This window comes from Nocardioides sp. (genome assembly GCF_025965415.1).
GTDB lineage: Bacteria > Actinomycetota > Actinomycetes > Propionibacteriales > Nocardioidaceae > Nocardioides.
The window spans coordinates 18,940-36,936 of the sequence record NZ_JAOPWY010000059.1; the positions used below are offsets into that span (position 1 = coordinate 18,940).

Below are 17,997 nucleotides of genomic sequence, written 5' to 3' on the forward strand. Positions count from 1 at the left end.
ACAGGAGAGTCGCGACGTCGCGTGGCCAAGATGACGTACGTCACACCGGAGCGAACCTCTCCCCACCCTCGACCGAAGCCACGAAGGGGCACACATGATCACTCCAGAAGATGTGGAGTTCCACCCTGTCGAGAACGGCAGCCAGATCTGGGCCGAGACCAACTTCTTCGGGTTCTACAACGCCGAGGAGCACCTCAACATCGGGGTCTACGCGCTCTTCCGCCCCCAGCTCGGAGTCGTCCACTCGACCATCAGCATGAACGACCATGATGCCCACGAGCCGTGGCGCGCGAACTTCTTCGACCACCGCGCCCACCTGCCGATCCCGGAGCCCCAGCGGCTGTCGGACTACTCGTTGCTCAACGGCCTGCACATCACGTGCACTGAGCCCAACATGAACTGGCACATCGAGTACGACGACAGTGCCGGCACCACGATCGACGTCGAGTACCGCGCGCTCATGCAGCCCTACGACATCGCCGACCCCGACATGGACCCGATCACCGCGGCGCGTGCCAAGGAGGAGGGCTTCGCCTGGGGTGAGGCCTACAACGGGCACTTCGACCAGACCGGGCACTACACGGGCGAGGTCGTCATCAGAGGCCGCAGGATCCCCATCGACTGCGTCTCCACCATGGACCACAGCTGGGGGCCACGCGCCGAGCGAGGGGCTCCCAACATGAGCTGGCTCCACGCCCACGTGGACGACAACTACGCGGTCCACGCGATCTGGTCCTGGGACCACACCGGCGAGACCGACGAGCTCAGCCTCAACCACGGCTACGCGATGGTCGACGGGCAGGCCTACGGGCTGGCCGCAGGCTCTGGCCGGACGACGCGCGACGAGCACCTCTACGCCCGCGACGTCGAGCTGCAGGTGACCGATTCGCGCGGAGAGGTGCACGAGCTGCGGGGCACCGGCCTGACGCGGTTCCCGTGGCAGGCGTGGCCCAACATGGTCGGCTTCAACGTCCTGGCCCGCTGGACCGTGAACGGTCGCGAGGGCTACGGCGAACTGCAGGACTTCGTCGAGACCACGCACCTGGCCGCGCTCGCGGACCGGGACACAACGGCGAGCGCCGTCTGACATGAGCATGCGCATCGTCGTCTTCGACATGGACGGGACCCTCGTCCAGGCTCGGGGGGCAGCCTGGGAGATCTTCCAGGACACCGCCCGGGCGTTCGACCTGCCGGTGCGCAGTGCCCAGGACTTCTTCGACCTCTTCAACGACAACTTCTTCGACTCCCTGGACCGGGTGGTCGGGGATCCTGCTCGGGCCGAGACGGTGCGTGAGCACTTCGTGACGGCCCTCCAGGAGCGCTACACCCCGACCCTGGTCCCCGGCATGGCCGACGTGGTCAAGAAACTGGCTCCGCACTACGCGCTGGCCGTGATGTCGTCCAACGCGATGACGGCCATCCGCCGGACCCTCGAGGCGGCCGGCGTCGCACGGTGCTTCGCCCACGTGTTCTCCGCCGACATCGCCCTCAGCAAGAAGAACAAGCTGCGTGAGGTGCTGGCGGACCCCCTCTACGGCAACGTCCGACGCTGCTCTCCAGAGTACGTCGAGGACGAACCGGGGTCCGGTGACGAGGTGGTCCTCGTCACCGACACCATCGGCGACGTCCGGGAGGGTGTCGCAGCCGGAGTGCGCGTGGTCGGGGTGTCGTGGGGCATGCACGACGAGGAGGCGTTGCTCGAGGCCGGCGCCGAGTTCGTCGCCTGCTGGCCCCAGGAGCTGGTCGCCCGGCTCCTCCCCGGGGGGAGCTGCCGCCGGTCCGGGGCCTGCACGTGCGAGTCCGGGAGCTGCCAGACCACAGGCGTCTGCTCGGTGGGCCCGGCCGTGGTCGGTCTGGACCGCTTGAACCTCACAAGGACCTCCACGGTCGAGGCGGTCCGGCAGGCGTCCCAGCGGCGAACGGCCGCGCGACGGTCCGTCGCGGCAACGCCGCACTCCCTTCCTCCCGGTTCCGCCCCACCTCTCAGGGACGACAGCGAGCTGACTGCCGCCCTGGCGCGGATCGGCATCCGCGCGTAGCCGCTGCGCATTTGTGCGGCACCTGGCAGTCACGACACCAGATTTCACCAACAAAGAAGGAGGCATCACCTGATGTCAGTCGTTGCAGAAGGCTTCAACGCCTTTGAGACCCCGAACCAGCCCTCGGGGGTTGTGAAGTACCTGCCTGACCCGGCCTCGGTGATGGCGCTGATCCGCAGCGGGAAGCTGAAGGAACACGTCCTCCTCGTCCGTGGCGGGACCACCACCTTCCTCGCGCCGGCGCTGAGCATGGGATCGACCGCCATCATCACGATGTCCGGGGCACCGGAGTCCCACCTCGGGATCCTGTCGCGCGAGTTCCAGACCCCCTGCGTGATGACCGCCCAGCTGGTCGACAGCGAGTCGCGCTACGTGCCGGGCGAGACGGACGACTCGCACTTCGAGGAGATCGTGGCCGCCCTCGACGGCAAGACCGTGACCATCGACTGCAGTGACTCGACCACCGGTCGAGTCATCCTCCAAGACTGAAGCGGGAGACGATCCAGATGACCGACAGTGACATCCGCAAGGCGTCGTACAAGAAGCGCTACGAGGACGGCGACGACGGCCTCCGCTTCCAAGACCTGCTGTACCAGGGCAACTTCCACGGCATGGACCCGATCCCGGACGGCATCAAGGGCGACCGGATGATCCGAGAGCGCCTCAAGAGCGGCGTGATGGAGAAGGTCACCAAGGAACAGGTACTCAAGGACCAGTTCACCCTCGAGGAGATGAACGACCTCAACAACTACCTCGCATGGAACATCTGGGACGTGCTCGTCATGCGCGCCACCGAGGGTGTCAGCGGCATGATCCCGCGCCAGGAGTACGAGATCCTCTCGTTCATGCAGGAGTTCTACCGCTACCCGGAGTTCATGCGACTGATGACCGATCAGGTCGGCGCCCAAGGGATCATGGACATCGGTACGAGCGCGAAGTTCGAGATCGGCACGAAGGTCAACGCCGTGCACGACTGGTGCCTCGGCGCCGTCGCCTTCGGCATGGGCCGCTGCGGACTGCTCGCCCTCGAGACCATCCAGGCCGACGACTACGTCGAGGAGAGCAACGAGATCCTGAAGTTCATGCAGCGCGTGCTCTGGGGCAAGCGCCAGGACGGCTACATCCTGAACTCCCAGGACCGCTACCGCTGCGCGATCCACGACCAGAGCATCATCGACATGCTGGTGAACGAGGTCGTCGACTTCGAGGAGGGCTCGGACCAGTTCAAGGCGTTCACCCAGTTCAACGCCACCGCGGAGCTGCTCGCCTTCTTCGACCACTACGACTGCCGGCTGGGTCTGGGTGACACCGGCCCCTACGAGCTGCCGGACGGCCGGATCCTCATCATCCGTGACCTCTTCGTCAACGAGGAGATCTACCACTGGAGCGACGTCTGCGAGGGGTTGCCCTACTCCTACACCCTCGCCGTCGTGCTCGACCCCGAGAAGCTGGGCCTCGAGGAGATCCGCGTCAACGACATCTCCACGACGTTCACGCAGCCGAAGAACTACATCCCGGCGATCACCGGCGGTGCGATCTTCGTCAAGGACAAGTGGGACACGCCCATGGGTGAGATCCACCCGCTGGGTCTGGACCAGCTCGACCCGCATCTCGACAAGATCCGTGAGGCGACGGTCAAGATGTACGACAAGACCCTGCGCATGTCGCGGCGGATCCTGTGCACCAACGGCATCTACAGCTACTACATCGACATGCTGCTGCCGTACCTGCGGGCAACCGGCCTGTACGACGAGGTGTGCGCCAAGTACGACTTCTGGGAGCTCGACCAGCGCGTGTCGCAGGCCTACTACGACATCACCAAGCGCAACTTCGTCCAAGTGACGGTGCCGCAGAAGATCTTCTCGGGTGCGGGCTACCTGCCCTTCCCCGAGGGCACGGATCTCCGCAGGTCCAAGTACAGCGTGCTCTGAGCCGCAGCCCGCTGTATCCACGAGGGGGCGCGGTTCGGGCCGCGCCCCCATCCCAAGGAGAGACATGAACCTGCCCGACGAGTCGTACGCCGTGCTGAACGGCGTCTACCTTCGCAAGATGGTGACCATCGACGTCCTCCACGACATCACCGCGATGCCGGCCGATGAGATCCGCTCGGTCCTTGACGACCTGGCGACCCAGGGCCTGGCCGTCGACGTGGGTGGCGGCAACTGGATGCTGGAACAGCCCGACGGCGTCCGCGCCGCGATCGCGGCCTACGACGAGCGCTACTCAGACCTGCGCACCTCCCAGGACGTGCTCACCTGGTACGAGCGCTTCGAGGTGCTCAACGCCCAGTTCCTGACGACTCTCAGTGCCTGGCAGACGAGTGGATCGGATGACGCCGCCCTGGACAAGGTGCTGCGCCTGGTCGACCGCCAGATCAAGGTGCTCACCTCCTTCGTGGGCTTCGTGCCTCGCTACCAGCGCTACGCCGACCGCTTCGAGGCCGCGACGGAGAAGGTCGAGGCCGGCCACACGGAGTGGGTCACCAGCCTGACGCTCGACTCGGTGCACAACGTGTGGTTCGAGCTGCACGAGGACATCCTGACCGTGCTCGGACGACCTCGCGACGTCGCGGAGGCCGAGCACGGATGAGCGCCACCGACCTGGTCCACGACGTCGTCGGCATCGACGGCCGTGACGTCGCGCGCTTCGGGGGCAAGGCGGCCGGGCTGGCCCGGATGGCTGCCATGCAGCTGCCCGTCCCCCCGGCGTTCGTGATCGAGACGTCGGCCTGCGTGCTGCGTCGCGACAGTGGCGCGGTGCCCCCGGAGCTGGTGGCCGACGTACGCGACGCCATGAACCTGCTCGAGCAGCGCGCCGGCAAGTCCTTCGCCGGCGGCGACGGTGTCCCGCTCCTGGTGTCGGTGCGGTCCGGCGCCCAGATCAGCATGCCCGGGATGATGGACACGGTCCTCAACCTCGGCCTCGACGTCGGAGGCGCGCTGCGTCTGGCTGCTGCCTGCGGCGATCCGGGGTTCGTGATGGACACGTGGGTCCGGTTCTGGGCGATGTACGCCGACATCGTGCTGGACGTGGACCCCGAGGTGCTGCGACGAGCCGTGAGCGGCGCCCGCGACGCCGCCGCCGCATCGCTGACCGGGCAGACGGCCCAGGCCTTCGAGGACTCCGTCGTCCAGCACCTCCGCGACGAGGGATGCATCGCCCCCACCGATCCGTGGGACCAGCTCACCGCGACGGTCGAGGCCGTCTTCGACTCCTGGGAGTCCCGACGGGCCAAGACCTATCGCAAGCACCACGGCATCTCCGACGATCTGGGCACCGCCGTCACCGTGCAGGCGATGGTCTTCGGCAACCTGGGCACGCCCTCGGGGAGCGGCGTGGCCTTCACCCGCGACCCTGCCACCGGTCACCCCCAGCTCTACGGCGAGTACCTCAGCGGCGGGCAGGGCGAGGAGGTGGTGGCCGGCACGCACACCCCCACCCACCTCAGCGCCGCCGAGGGTGAGTGGGTCCCTCTGGTCGAGCAGCTGACCGCCCTCGGCGCGCGGCTCGAGCTCGAGTACCGCGATGCCCTCGACATCGAGTTCACCGTCGAGGAGGGCGTGCTCTACCTCCTGCAGGTGCGCCCGGCCAAGCGCACCGCGCAGGCCGCCCTCACCATCGCCGCCCAGCTGGTCGAGGACGGTGAGATCTCGGTCGAGGACGCCATCCAGAGGGTGAGCATCGACCAGGTCGCCAGCCTGGTCACCCCCCGGTTTGACCAGGCCGAGGTGGACGCGGCGCGGGCGCGCGGTGACGTGCTGACCACTGGCATCGCCGCGTCTCCCGGCCACGCCGCGGGAATGCTCGTGGTGGACCCCGACCGGGCCGCCGACCTGGAGGCCGAGGGTCTCGCTGTCGTGCTCGTACGTCCAACCACCAGCCCCCAGGACCTCCACGGCATGATCGCCGCCCAGGCCGTCGTCACCCAGCGCGGTGGAGCCACGAGCCACGCGGCCGTCGTCTCCCGTGCTCTCGACAAGGCCTGCGTCGTCGGCTGCGAGGACATCGAGGTGGACCTCGGCTCGAGGACCGTCACGATCGGCACAGAAGTGTTCGAGGAGGGTGTCGCGCTGTCGGTCGACGGTGCCACAGGGGAGATCTTCCGCGGTGCACTTCCGCTGGGTCGGGGCCGCGACGAGGCCCTCGCCCTCGAGACGGTCCTCAGCTGGGCCGACCTCGCATCCCGCGCCGACGTGTGGCGCACGGGGTCGGACGCCCTCGGCGGGAACGGTCCCGTGACCCTGGGCCTGGTCGACGTCCTGGCGTGGACCGGACGGCTCGAGCCCTTCGTCGCGGCCGTGGACACGTGGGTACTGGAGCCCAGCCCGGACGGTGCCGCATCCGGTGATGTCATCGAGGCCGAGACCCGGAAGGCGTGCGCAGACCTGTTCGCCCAGCACCAGCTCCCCCTCCAGCTGCGGATGCCGTCGCTCAGCACGGCGCGCGCCCGGCGGCTGCTCGACCACTGGACGGCACTGGCTCCGGAGCAGCTCGAACCCCTCGGTTGGACCGGTCTGCTGGAGCGGTGCCTGGCAGGTGTCGCCGGCGCGGTCGCGGATGCCGGTCGTACGGACGTCGCCGTCCTGCTCGCCGGCGTCACGACACCGGAGGACTTGGAGCGTTTCGCCGAGCTCGTGGGGGAGCAGTCCACTGTCGAGGTGGGGGCGGTACTGCAGAACGCCGCCGCGGTCTTCGACATCACGGGCTTCGCCGCATCCGGCCGGGCGCTCTGGATAGACCTGCCCGCACTGATCCGCTCCGTGGAGGGCCGGACGGACGACCTGCTGCTCGCGCCGACGCCCGAGGGGGACCGTCCCGATCGAGGTCTCAGCTCCTGGCCCCTCGTCGCGTGGCTGCTCGACGCCCTGCCCGTCGTCGACGGACCCCCGCTCGGTGTCGTGCTGCCCGCATCCGGCGGAGCGCTGGCCACCGACCTCCACTCCCTCGGCGTACGCCGTTTCGCCAGCTCGTCGGTCCATGCGGAGCAATTGCGCCTCTTGCTCGCCCAACACACGCACCAGCGCCGTAGTGAGGAGAAAGACAATGGTTGACGCATCTGGACGTTCCCTAGGCCTCGTGGAGACGCACGGCCTCGTCGCGGCCACGGAGGCCGCCGACGCCATGGTCAAGGCGGCGAACGTCCGTCTGGTCGGCCGCCAGCAGCCCGGCGGTGGACTGATCACCATCATCGTCGAGGGAGACGTGGGGGCGGTGAGCGCCGCCGTCGCCGCGGGGCGGGCGGCAGCCGAAGCCGTCGGCACCGTCGTGTCGACCCACGTCATCCCACGCCCGCACGGCGAGATCGCCGACATCCTCGATCGTCCCCCAGTTCGGTGACGTCGCCGTCCGTCAGTCGTGTCATCTGCCTTCGGCACGCGGAGGCGGAGATCAACGTCCAACGCCGGTTCTCCTCGGAGATCCCGGGAACTCCGTTGACCGACCTGGGGCGTGAGCAGGCGGCCGCAACCGGGCTGGCGCTGGTGGCCGAAGGGGTGGCCCACGTCTACTCCAGCCCTCTGCTCCGAGCCCGCCAGACGGCTGAGATCGTCGGAGCCGCCGTGAACCGCGAGGTCACAGTCCTCGACGGTCTGCGAGAAGTCGGGCTGGGAGCCCGCGAGGGGACCCCGGGGACCAACACGGAGTTCTTCCAGCACCCCGCCTTCCAGGCCTGGATCCGGGGCGACGACCTCGCCCCGTCGTTCGAGGGAGGCGAGACCGGGACCGACGTGGTGAGCCGCATGCGCGAGTCCCTGGACGCAATCGCCGACGAGCACCTCGGTGGCACGACCGCGATGGTCTCCCACGGCGGATGCCTGGTCGCCGGGCTGCTGCACCTGTGCGCCAATCTGGGCTACGCCGACGTCGAGCGGGGCGTGCCGGGCAACGGGACCGCCATCGTCGTGGAACGCCGCGACGGCGAGTGGTCGTGCCTGTCGTGGCCGACCGTCGTTCATCACTAGACCGTCGGGTGGGGGACTCGCCAGCGACAACGACCGAAGCAGACGAAACGCTTGATTCGATGCGCTGTCACAAACTAGCCACTTACAGTCCGACCACGTCCATGCCAAGGCACTACACTCCGAAGTGAACCGCGAGCTCTCTCCGCGTAAACCCGAGGAGATCCGCGATCATCCGAGTCAATCCGTAGCGCTCGATCTCTCCCAGAGGGTTGCGGTTCAAATCCTCCTCCAAGGTCGACCAGAAGTCGGACACGACATCGCAGCGATGACCCGCGACGGCGCGTGCTCTTTGCGTCCTGTGTGCGCCTACGGCGACGCGGTTTCGCCTCGCCCCTGTAGTTGTCGGCGCCGCTGTCGGCGCGACGAACGGGTGCCCTCGTGTCCCTTGGGTCGTGGGGGAGTGTCTGCCGCTCATAGGGGACCCGGTACGCACCACAACGCAGCAGAGGCTGAAACTCCGTGCCGCAATCAGATGGCGCAAGTCAGCTCGAGCTGCCCCTTGCAGGCAGGTAGCCTCGTGCGCGCGCTGCGGACGTTTGCGACCGTCGGTCCCCGCTGACACGAGGGCTCGGAATGGGCTCACTTTGATTCGCAAACACACGCACCTGCGTGCTGACGACACCAGGTCTCTCGGGCGACATCGCTGCAGGTCAGGGGCGCATTCGGCCTAGTGAGCGCAGTCGATCGCAAAGAATCGCACTCACGCTCAGGCCCATGGACCAGTTCCCGATGACGCACCACGTCGAATGCGTCGCGCTGCTGGAGAAGACCGGCTCCGACCTGCGGTGACGCGGTTCGTGATGAGCCGTCGAGCCCCGTCACCCCGCCTGGTGGCCCCCGTTGGGCACACACACCCGGTTCTGCGCTGGGTGGAACGGGCGCGCGTCAGGCGCCGTGCAGCGCTACGCCGTCGCGAACAGCCTGAGACGTCGCACTCCTGCCACTCGGTGGACAGGAGCGATGCGCGAACATGACCTCGTCCTGGTCCAGACGAGCTCTCGCGCCTCCCCCTCCTGTGGTTGCCGACCTCCCTCATGCCGAGGAGACTGGGCGGCGCGGCCGGGGATGCCCGACCGCAGGGAGGGACCGACCGTGGTCGAACCTGCACCGGACCTCGCAGTGGGGACCGTCAGCGCCGCGGAGCACGAACGGCTCCGCCGGGACCACGACGCCCTCAGGGACCGGTTCGAGGCCACGGCCGAGGTCTTGGAGGCCATGGGACGGTCGACCGCCGACCCGGACGCGGTCCTCACCACCATCGTCGAGAACGCGCGGCGCCTGTGCGGGTCCGAGGCCGCCCACCTCTACCTCCTCGAGGACGGCACGTTCCGCCTGATGAGGACGGTCGGTCTCTCCGAGGAGTCCCGACGGCTGCTGACCGAGCACCCCATCGCCATGGACCGCGAGACCCTCACCGGGCGCGTCGGCCTGGAGCGCAGGACCCTGCAGATCGCCGATGTCCTGATCGACCCGGACTACGGTCGCCACGACCTGCAGCGGGCGGCCGGGTTCCGCACGGTGGTGGCGGCCCCGCTGATCGTCGACGACGAAGTTGTCGGCGCCCTCAACGTCTGGCGCAACGACGTCCGGCCCTTCGGCGACCGGGAGATGGCCATCGTCAGCGCGTTCGCCGTCCAGGCCGCGATCGCCGTCCACGGCGTCAGGCTGGTCCAGCAGCTCGAGTCCCGCGGCGTCCAGCTCGCCCGCAAGGTCGACGAGCTCGAGGCGCTCCGTGCGGTGGGCGAGGCGGTCAGCTCCACCCTCGACCTGGAGGACGTGCTCGACACGATCGCCGAGCACGCGGTCGCCCTGTCGGACACCGACGGCGGATCGATCATGGAGTACGCCGAGCACGAGCGTCGGTTCTTCGTGCGCAGCGCCTACCGCACGGCTCCCGAGGTCGTCGAGCAGCTCCGCAGCGTCCGGATCGACCTGGACGCGACGCTCGTCGGGCGCGCCGCGCGCGAACGACGACCGATCGTCGTCCCCGACCTCACGGCTGCCGTCGAGCTCGACCCGCACCTGGAGATCCTTCGCAGCAACGGCTGGCTCTCCCTCGTCGCCGTCCCCCTCCTGCGGGAGGGCAAGATCCTGGGCTCCCTGATCGTGCGGCGCAAGCGCACGGGCGACTTCCCCGCAGAGGTGGTGGACCTCCTGGAGACCTTCGCCAGCCAGTCCGCGCTGGCGCTGCTGAACGCGCAGCTCTTCCGCGAGCTCAAGGAGCAGAGCCTCGAGCTGGAGATGGCGAGCCGGCACAAGTCGGAGTTCCTGGCCAGCATGTCCCACGAGCTGCGCACCCCGCTCAACGCCGTCCTGGGCTTCTCCGAGGTGCTGCTCGAGCGGATGTTCGGGGACATCAACGAACGGCAGGAGGAGTACCTGCGCGACATCCACGGGTCCGGCAAGCACCTGCTGGAGCTGCTCAACGAGATTCTGGACCTGTCGAAGGTCGAGGCCGGCCGGATGGAGCTGGAGTACTCCGCGGTCGACCTCGGACTCCTTCTCGGCGAGGCGGTCGGCATGCTGCGCGAGCGGGCGTCGTCGCACGGCATCTCGCTGCGCGTCGACATCGACCCCGCTGTCGGGGTCGTCTACTCCGACCAGCTGCGGATCAAGCAGGTCGTCCTCAACCTCGTCACGAATGCCGTGAAGTTCACCGGTGACGGCGGCACGGTCCTCGTCCGGGCCCGGCGCACGCCGACCGACATCGAGGTGACCGTCACGGACACCGGGATCGGCATCCCGGAGCCGGACCGGGAGCGCATCTTCGAGTCGTTCCAGCAGGGGGGTCGCGGTGCCTCGCGCGAGGAGGGCACGGGGCTCGGGCTGACCCTGTCGCGCCGCCTCGTGGAGCTCCTCGGAGGCCGGATGTGGTTGACCAGCGAGGTCGGTGTGGGCAGCACGTTCGGCTTCGCCCTGCCGTCCCGGACCAGCGACGACGTCCCGGATCCGGACCAGGCTCCAGGGTCCCGCGAAGTCGTCGTCATCGAGGACGACCGCCCGTCGCTGGACCTGTTCAGCGCCTTCCTGGACGGCGCATCGGTGCGGGTGACGGCGGCTCGCGACGGACTGGCGGGCCTGGAGGCGGTCCGGCGCAAGCGGCCGAGCGCCGTGCTGCTGGACATCCGGCTGCCCGGCATGGACGGCTGGGCGGTGCTGACAGCCCTCAAGGCGCAGCCGGAGACCCGCGACATCCCCGTGATCGTGGTGTCGATCGTCGACGAGCGACAGCGCGGCGCGGCGCTGGGGGCTGCGGCGTACCTCGTCAAGCCCGTCTCCCGCGACGCGCTGCTCGATGCCCTGGAGCGCGTCGTGCCGCCGGTGCGGTCGGGCGCCGGCGCGTTGGAACCGGAGTGAGGATGCGATGAGCGGCCGACGGATCCTCGTGATCGAGGACAACCCCAAGAACCTCAAGCTCGTCCGGGACGTGCTGACCCACTTCGGCTTCGAGGTCGTCGAGGCCACCAGCGGTGAGGACGGGGTCCGCCTCGCGGGACAGGTCGGTCCGGACCTCGTCCTGATGGACCTCCAACTGCCGGGCATCGACGGTGCCGAGGCACTCCGCCGGCTTCGGGCTGCGGAGGGCACCCGAAGCGTGCCGGTCGTGGCCGTCACCGCCTTCGCCATGGATGACGACCGCGAGCGGGCGCTGGCCCACGGGTTCGACGGATACGTGGAGAAGCCGATCAGCGTCCGCGCCCTGCCACAGCAGGTCGAGGACTTCCTCAAGCTCGGACGCGTGCGATGAACCCCGATCCGGGTCGCGCCCGCGTGCTCGTGGTGGACGACCAGCCCGCCAACGTCCGGCTCCTCGACGCGATCCTCACCCCGCTCGGGTACGACGTGCCCACGGCGTCGTCGGGCGACGAGGCGCTCCAGATGATCGCCGAGGACGAGCTCGATCTCGTGCTCCTCGACATCGTGATGCCCGGCATGGACGGCTACGAGGTCTGCGAACGCATCCGGGAGCGTCCCGAGACGGCGTACCTGCCGGTCGTGATGGTCACCGCGAGCGGTGACGAGCAGAAGGTGCGGGCCCTGCAGGCAGGAGCGGACGACTTCCTCACCAAGCCGGTGAACCGCAACGAGCTGCTCGCCCGGGTCGCCTCGCTGACCCGGATCAAGCGCTACCAGGACACGATACGGCGCCAGGCGCACGAGCTCGCCAACTGGAACCGGGAGCTGGAGAGCCGGGTCGCGAGCCAGGTCGCGCAGCTGGAGCGGCTGGGTCGGCTGCGACGCTTCCTGTCACCTCAGCTCGCGGAGCTGATCGTCGACTCCGGCGACGTGTCGTTCCTCGACAGCCACCGGCGCGAGATCGTCGTCGTCTTCTGCGACCTGCGCGGGTTCACGCCGTTCGCCGAGGCCAGCGAGCCCGAGGAGGTGATGGGAGTGCTCGCCGACTACCACGCGGCGCTCGGCGACCTGGTGTTCCGTTTCGAGGGCACGCTGGAGCGCTTCACCGGCGACGGGCTGATGGTCTTCTTCAACGATCCTGTGCGCTGCGACGACGGCCCGTTGCGAGCGATCCGGATGAGCGTCGCGATGCGCTCCCGGGTGATGGGCCTGGCCGAGACGTGGTCCCGGCAGGGGCACGACCTCGCGCTCGGCATCGGGATCGCCCAGGGCTACGCCACGCTGGGCAGGATCGGATTCGAGGGTCGCTTCGACTACGCGGCCATCGGCACCGTCACCAACCTGGCGTCCCGACTGTGCTCCGACGCGGGGCCGTGGGAGATCCTCACCACCGCGCGTGTCCATGCCGCCGCCGGCGCGTCCGTCGTCGCGGAGGACGTCGGCACCCGCGAGCTGCGTGGGTTCAGCCGCCCGGTCCGCGCGTTCTCGATCCGCGGCCTCGACAGCGCCAGGACCGCGTCATGAGCCCGCCCGACTTCCTCCTCTCCGACCTCTCCGAGGCCGAGCGTTACCGCCGCTTCGACGAGCTCCAGGGCACGCTGACCGGCGTCTGGTCGGCCATGCGCCTCGGCCACGCCGACGAGTGCGTCGTGGTCATCCCGTCCGTGACCCTCGATCGAGCGGTGGCGCCGAGCGGCAGCCTCATGCAGGCCTACGAGGAGCGCTACCTCTTCATGCTGATGCTGCTGCGCCAGCCCCGCCTCCGGATGACCTACGTCACCTCGGGACCGATCGCGCCGGAGATCATCGAGTACTACCTCTCACTGCTCCCCGGCATCATCCCGAGCCATGCTCGCGCCCGGCTGTCGCTCGTCGCCGTCCACGACATGTCGGAGAGGTCGCTGAGCGAGAAGCTGTTGGACCGCCCCGCGCTGCTGAGCCGCATCGCCGCGGGCATCCCGAACCCGGGCCGTTGCCACCTGGTGCCGTACAACGCCACCGAGCTCGAGCGCGACCTGGCGCTGAGCCTGGGGATCCCCATGTTCGGCGCCGACCCGCGACTCGCTCCGCTCGGCTCCAAGACCGGCTGCCGTCGGCTCTTCGCCGAGGTCGGGATCCCGCACCCGCTGGGGGCGGAGGACCTCCGGCGGCTCGACGAGGTCGCCGACGCGTTGATGAGGATGCGGGCCGAGCGGCCGACCATGGAGGGCGCGATCGTGAAGCTCAACGAGGGCGTGTCCGGCGCGGGCAACGCACTCGTCCGGCTCGACGGCCTGCCTCCCCCCGGCGCACCCGACGAGCGCGAGTGCGTGCTAGCGCGCCTGGATGCGATGGAGCTGGAGTCCCAGCGGACGCCGCGTGCGGTGTACCTCGCCAAGCTCGAGGAGGGGGCGGGCATCGTCGAGGAGCGGATCACGGGCGACGAGGTGCGCAGCCCGAGCGTGCAGCTGCGCGTCCTGCCCGAAGGCCGGGTCGAGCTGCCGTCGACGCACGACCAGCTGCTCGGCGGTGCGAGCGGTCAGAGCTACCTGGGCTGCACCTTCCCCGCCTCACCGGAGTACGCCGGAGCGATCTCGGAGCAGGCCGCCCTGGTGGGCGAACGCCTGGCGACGCTCGGCGCGCTCGGACGGTTCGCGATCGACTTCGTCGTCGTGCGCGACGCCAGTGGCGCGTGGACGTCGTACGCCATCGAGCTCAACCTGCGCCGGGGCGGCACGACCCACCCCTTCCTGACCCTCCAGTTCCTCACCGACGGCCGCTACCACCCGGACGTCGGTCTCTTCCTCACGCCAGGAGGGCGCGCGAAGCACCTGGCGGCGACGGATCACCTCGAGTCCGACCTGCTCCGGGGCCTCGCCCCGGCGGACCTGTTCGACATCGTCGCCCGCCACGGCCTGCTGTTCGACCAGTCGCTCCAGGCCGGGGTCGTGTTCCACATGATCAGCTGCCTCACCGAGCACGGACGAGTGGGATTGACGGCCGTCGGGGACAGCGCGCAGGAGGCGTGGGAGCGCTACGTCGAGGCGGAGCGGATCCTGCTGGAGGAGGCGCGGCTGGCCCTGCAGGAGCGGCCGCTCCCGGGATGAGCGGTCAGGCGCAGCGCCGGTCCTGGTACGTCGCGTACGGCTCGAACCTCGCGCTCGAGCGCTTCCGGTGCTACCTGCGCGGCGGCCCGGTGCCCGGCGGAGCACGTGTCTACCCCGGCTGTCGCGATCCCCAGGAGCCGGCCGATGCGGTCGCCGTGTCGCTCCCGGGGCGGCTGGTCTTCGCCGGACGGTCGAGGGTGTGGGGCGGCGGCATCGCCTTCCACGACGGCGCAGCAGCCGGCGAGGCCGTCGGCCGCGGGTACCTCGTCACATCCGCGCAGCTCGCCGACGTCGTGGCGCAGGAGATTTGGCAACCTCCCGGTGGCACCGTCGCGCTCCGGATCGAGGCGTGGCTGGGCGACGGTGGCTGCCCGGCACAGGGGTGGGGCGCCACCGGGCTCTACGACACGCTCCGCGTCCTCGGCACTCGCAACGGCGCACCGCTGGTCACGGTCACGCATCGCGCCGTCGCGACGATGTCGCCGGTGGCTCCCACCGCGGCCTATCTGCACTGGATCAGGACCGGACTCAGGCAGACCCGCGGCTGGGACGACGATCGGATCGACCTCTACCTCGCCCAGATGCCCGGCATCGAGCCCACGGACGGCGGCGTCGCTCCTGTGCTTCACTGACGAGATGTGGCGGCTGCTGGAACCGCTGAGAGCCGAGGATCGCGACGCGTTCCTGGCCCTGGCCCGCCCGCGGACGTTCGGACGCAACGAGGTCCTCTGCCACGAGGGCGATCCCGCTGACTCGCTGCACCTGGTGGAGGAGGGCCACCTCAGAGTGCACGGCACGCTGGCCTCCGGCGCCACCGCGACGCTCACCATCCTGTCTCCGGGCGACTACTTCGGCGAGCTCGCGCTGCTCCGGGCCGACGGCCGGCGCACCGCCACGGTGACGGCACTCGAGCCCAGCAGGACGCTGGCCGTGACGATCGCGGCGTTCAACAGGCTGTGCGGGACGCACCCCACCATCGAGCGGGTCCTCGCCACCCTGCTGGCGGACCGGATCGACCTGCTGAGCCGACGACTGCTCGAGACCATGTACGAGAGCCTCGATCGCCGGGTGTACCGGCGCCTCCTCGAGCTCGCCAGCACCTACCAGCGACCCGACGGCTCAGTCGCCATCCCGCTGAGCCAGACGCAGCTGGCGGACCTCGTCGGGGCCACGCGACCACCGGTCAACCAGGTGCTCAAACGGCTCTCGGACCGGGGTGTCGTCCGGTTGGGCCGTGCCAGGATCGAGGTCCTCGACCTGGCCGAGCTGCAGCGCCGGTGCCCCGCGTAGGGCGTGGATCGACGTCGTCACCGTTCTCGATCGATCAGTCGAACTGTCCTCGGACGAACAGAGTTCTCCTCGTCACCGGCCCAGGATCGAGTCACCCCATCAGGAGACCCGATCCCAGCCCAGGAGCTCGACATGTCCACCTACGAAGCCACCGCCATCTACCGATCGATGCTCGCGGACCGGATGCGCGACGCTGAGCAGCGCCGCCTGGCCCGCGAGGTCAAGCAGACCGAGGCCCAGCGAGTCTCGCGACCGGTCGCCACGTCGCCCCGCCGGCACTCCCGCGTCTGGCGGCTCGTCTACTTCCCCCACGCCAACGGCTGAGCCGGACGGAGCCGACCATGTCCCCCCAACCCGCACCCGCGCGCGACCAGGTGCTCGACGAGCTGCGCCGGGAGCTCCTGCGTCTGGCCCGGCACGAGGAGGAGGTCGCGGCGGGCGTGGCCGCCCGTGTCCACTACTGGGAGCCCACCCCCGTCACCGTCGTCGTCCATCGCCAGTGCGCCGCAGCCCTTCGCGACGCCGCCGACGAGCTCATCCCGGCCGCTCACGCGCCTGACGACCGACCGCCACGCTGACGGCGTCGGGCTCCAGCTCGTGTCACCGGCGCTCTGCTGGAGCCTCTCCGGCGCTGAGGGTTGCCCACCGTGCGGCCGCGGGGGAGGGTGGCGCATGGCCACCTACGCGGTCAACCCCGACGCCGTCGCCCACGCCCGGAAGCTGATCGACGCCCGGCAGTACGTCCTGGACAGCGACTGGGGCGAGAACCAGCCGGACGCCGAGGCGCAGAACGCCTACCTCGACCAGCACTCCTGGGCGGACTACGCCGCCTGGCACCTCGGGCTGACCGAGGGCGCCAACGAGGAGACCAAGGCGCGCCACGCCTTCGTCTACGGCGACTTCCGGCGGGTGCACCGCAGCGGGCTCATCGCGTGCGTCTACCGGGCGTCGGAGTGGCGGCACAAGAAGGTGGAGCTCGCCGCGCACGACCTGCTGCAGCGGCTCGACGCGGTGGCGGGAATCTCCTGAGCCAGCAGGTCAGGACCGGAGTCGCTGCAGGGCGGCCAGCGCCGAGTCGCGTTCGGTCGCGTCGACGACGACGAGCCCACGGTCGTCGACCAGGTCGAGCAGCTCGCGCCGACCTTGCAGCACGAGCGCGTCGCCGCCCCGCTCCTCGATGATCCGCGAGACGACCTCGGTGACCGGCGTGAGGGCGCGGGCGTGGAGCCGCTCGAGCAGCACGTCGGGCTCGACGGTCAGCACCACGCCGACGTACGCCGCTCCCGCCTCCGCCGCCGCCGACTCGAACCGGTCCAGCTGCCCGGGCGTGACGACGAGCTGGGGGAGCACGACGTCGCGACCGGTGCGCAGGTAGGCGGTGATCAACGCCAGGGCCGAGGCGCGCACGGCTTCGCCGGTGCCGACGAAGTCGTCCGACCAGCCCGACACCCACGCGCGCAGCTCGTCGATGTCGCACACCAGCGTGCCGGGGTGCGCGGCGGCGTAGGCGTGCGCGAGCGTCGACTTCCCGACTCCGGAAGGTCCGTTGAGATGGAGGAGCGTGCCCACGCGCCGAGGCTAGACCGCGTATGATATCTTGACGTCAAGATACATACGACGTCAGAACTAGGGGTCGTCTGTCTTCCCGTCCCTTCGGGTGCGACGGCAAGATGGGCGTGAACCCGCGAACTCCCGAGGAGATGTGGCTGATGGCCAGTCAGGACAGCTTCGGTGCCAAGGGCACCCTGGACGTGGACGGCAAGTCCTACGAGATCTACCGCCTCGATGCGGTGAAGGGTGAGGGCCTCGACGTCGAGAGCCTGCCCTTCTCGCTCAAGGTGCTCCTCGAGAACCTGCTCCGCACCGAGGACGGCGGCGACATCACCGCCGACCACATCAAGGCGATCGCCGGGTGGGACGCCAGCGCGACCCCCGACCAGGAGATCCAGTTCACGCCGGCGCGCGTGATCATGCAGGACTTCACCGGCGTCCCGTGCGTCGTCGACCTCGCCACCATGCGCGAGGCGATGGCCGAGCTCGGTGGCGACGCGACGAAGATCAACCCGCTCGCACCGGCCGAGATGGTCATCGACCACTCCGTCATCGCCGATGTCTTCGGCTCCGCCGATGCGTTCGAGCGCAACGTCGAGATCGAGTACGAGCGCAACCGCGAGCGCTACCAGTTCCTGCGCTGGGGCCAGGGCGCCTTCGACGACTTCAAGGTCGTCCCGCCCGGCACCGGCATCGTGCACCAGGTCAACATCG

19 protein-coding genes are annotated in these 17,997 nt (G+C 69.4%); 18 read left to right on the plus strand and 1 reads right to left on the minus strand.

From position 1 onward, the window contains the following. The first annotated feature begins 94 nt into the window (after window positions 1-94). From JWN97_RS06645 to JWN97_RS06725, 17 genes are all read left to right on the plus strand, one after another. Window positions 95-1,087: a hypothetical protein gene (locus JWN97_RS06645; protein WP_297620252.1), complete on the plus strand. Its 993-nt coding sequence runs from the start codon at window positions 95-97 to the stop codon at window positions 1,085-1,087. A 1-nt stretch (window position 1,088) separates the two neighbouring features. Beyond that, window positions 1,089-2,039 (plus strand): HAD hydrolase-like protein, encoded by a 951-nt coding sequence (locus tag JWN97_RS06650; RefSeq protein ID WP_297620255.1) that lies wholly within the window; start codon window positions 1,089-1,091, stop codon window positions 2,037-2,039. A 72-nt stretch (window positions 2,040-2,111) separates the two neighbouring features. Continuing rightward, window positions 2,112-2,528 carry a PEP-utilizing enzyme gene (locus JWN97_RS06655; protein ID WP_297620258.1) on the plus strand — a complete coding sequence of 139 codons (417 nt, stop codon included), beginning with the start codon at window positions 2,112-2,114 and terminating at the stop codon, window positions 2,526-2,528. Window positions 2,529-2,545: 17 nt separating this feature from the next. Next, window positions 2,546-3,970 (plus strand): hypothetical protein, encoded by a 1,425-nt coding sequence (locus JWN97_RS06660; protein WP_297620261.1) that lies wholly within the window; start codon window positions 2,546-2,548, stop codon window positions 3,968-3,970. A gap of 64 nt (window positions 3,971-4,034) precedes the next feature. After that, the gene (locus tag JWN97_RS06665; RefSeq protein WP_297620264.1) at window positions 4,035-4,628 is read left to right on the plus strand and encodes a hypothetical protein; all 594 of its coding nucleotides are present in this window, start codon (window positions 4,035-4,037) and stop codon (window positions 4,626-4,628) included. Beyond that, on the plus strand, window positions 4,625-7,090 hold the full coding sequence (locus tag JWN97_RS06670) for a pyruvate, phosphate dikinase (RefSeq protein WP_297620267.1): 2,466 nt from the start codon (window positions 4,625-4,627) through the stop codon (window positions 7,088-7,090). The genes JWN97_RS06665 and JWN97_RS06670 overlap by 4 nt, the downstream gene beginning before the upstream one ends. Then, window positions 7,083-7,376 carry a BMC domain-containing protein gene (locus JWN97_RS06675; RefSeq protein ID WP_297620279.1) on the plus strand — a complete coding sequence of 98 codons (294 nt, stop codon included), beginning with the start codon at window positions 7,083-7,085 and terminating at the stop codon, window positions 7,374-7,376. The genes JWN97_RS06670 and JWN97_RS06675 overlap by 8 nt, the downstream gene beginning before the upstream one ends. Next, window positions 7,373-7,999 (plus strand): histidine phosphatase family protein, encoded by a 627-nt coding sequence (locus JWN97_RS06680; protein WP_297620282.1) that lies wholly within the window; start codon window positions 7,373-7,375, stop codon window positions 7,997-7,999. The genes JWN97_RS06675 and JWN97_RS06680 overlap by 4 nt, the downstream gene beginning before the upstream one ends. Before the next feature lie 1,092 nt (window positions 8,000-9,091). Then, complete coding sequence (locus JWN97_RS06685) at window positions 9,092-11,356, plus strand: GAF domain-containing protein (RefSeq protein ID WP_297620285.1); 2,265 nt, start codon at window positions 9,092-9,094, stop codon at window positions 11,354-11,356. 7 nt (window positions 11,357-11,363) lie between these two features. After that, entirely contained in the window at window positions 11,364-11,747 is a 384-nt protein-coding gene (locus tag JWN97_RS06690; RefSeq protein WP_297620288.1) for a response regulator, read from the plus strand. Further along, window positions 11,744-12,880, plus strand: coding sequence for an adenylate/guanylate cyclase domain-containing response regulator (locus JWN97_RS06695; protein WP_297620291.1), 1,137 nt, complete (start codon window positions 11,744-11,746; stop codon window positions 12,878-12,880). Before JWN97_RS06690 ends, JWN97_RS06695 begins: the two co-directional genes overlap by 4 nt. Beyond that, entirely contained in the window at window positions 12,877-14,442 is a 1,566-nt protein-coding gene (locus JWN97_RS06700; RefSeq protein WP_297620295.1) for a peptide ligase PGM1-related protein, read from the plus strand. Before JWN97_RS06695 ends, JWN97_RS06700 begins: the two co-directional genes overlap by 4 nt. Further along, complete coding sequence (locus tag JWN97_RS06705) at window positions 14,439-15,074, plus strand: histone deacetylase (protein WP_297620298.1); 636 nt, start codon at window positions 14,439-14,441, stop codon at window positions 15,072-15,074. The genes JWN97_RS06700 and JWN97_RS06705 overlap by 4 nt, the downstream gene beginning before the upstream one ends. A gap of 4 nt (window positions 15,075-15,078) precedes the next feature. Beyond that, window positions 15,079-15,732 carry a Crp/Fnr family transcriptional regulator gene (locus JWN97_RS06710; protein WP_297620301.1) on the plus strand — a complete coding sequence of 218 codons (654 nt, stop codon included), beginning with the start codon at window positions 15,079-15,081 and terminating at the stop codon, window positions 15,730-15,732. 132 nt (window positions 15,733-15,864) lie between these two features. Further along, on the plus strand, window positions 15,865-16,056 hold the full coding sequence (locus JWN97_RS06715; protein WP_297620305.1) for a hypothetical protein: 192 nt from the start codon (window positions 15,865-15,867) through the stop codon (window positions 16,054-16,056). 17 nt (window positions 16,057-16,073) lie between these two features. Then, entirely contained in the window at window positions 16,074-16,310 is a 237-nt protein-coding gene (locus tag JWN97_RS06720; protein ID WP_297620308.1) for a hypothetical protein, read from the plus strand. A gap of 94 nt (window positions 16,311-16,404) precedes the next feature. Next, window positions 16,405-16,761, plus strand: a complete 357-nt coding sequence (locus JWN97_RS06725; protein WP_297620311.1) for a hypothetical protein — start codon at window positions 16,405-16,407, stop codon at window positions 16,759-16,761. 9 nt (window positions 16,762-16,770) lie between these two features. On the opposite strand, the gene JWN97_RS06730 is transcribed toward JWN97_RS06725, so the two are convergent. Beyond that, window positions 16,771-17,301 carry an AAA family ATPase gene (locus JWN97_RS06730; protein WP_297620314.1) on the minus strand — a complete coding sequence of 177 codons (531 nt, stop codon included), beginning with the start codon at window positions 17,299-17,301 and terminating at the stop codon, window positions 16,771-16,773. 140 nt (window positions 17,302-17,441) lie between these two features. Between JWN97_RS06730 and JWN97_RS06735 the strand changes: the two genes are divergently transcribed. Further along, window positions 17,442-17,997, plus strand: a 556-nt coding sequence (locus JWN97_RS06735) for an aconitase family protein (RefSeq protein ID WP_297620317.1), incomplete at its 3' end; no start/stop codon positions are given.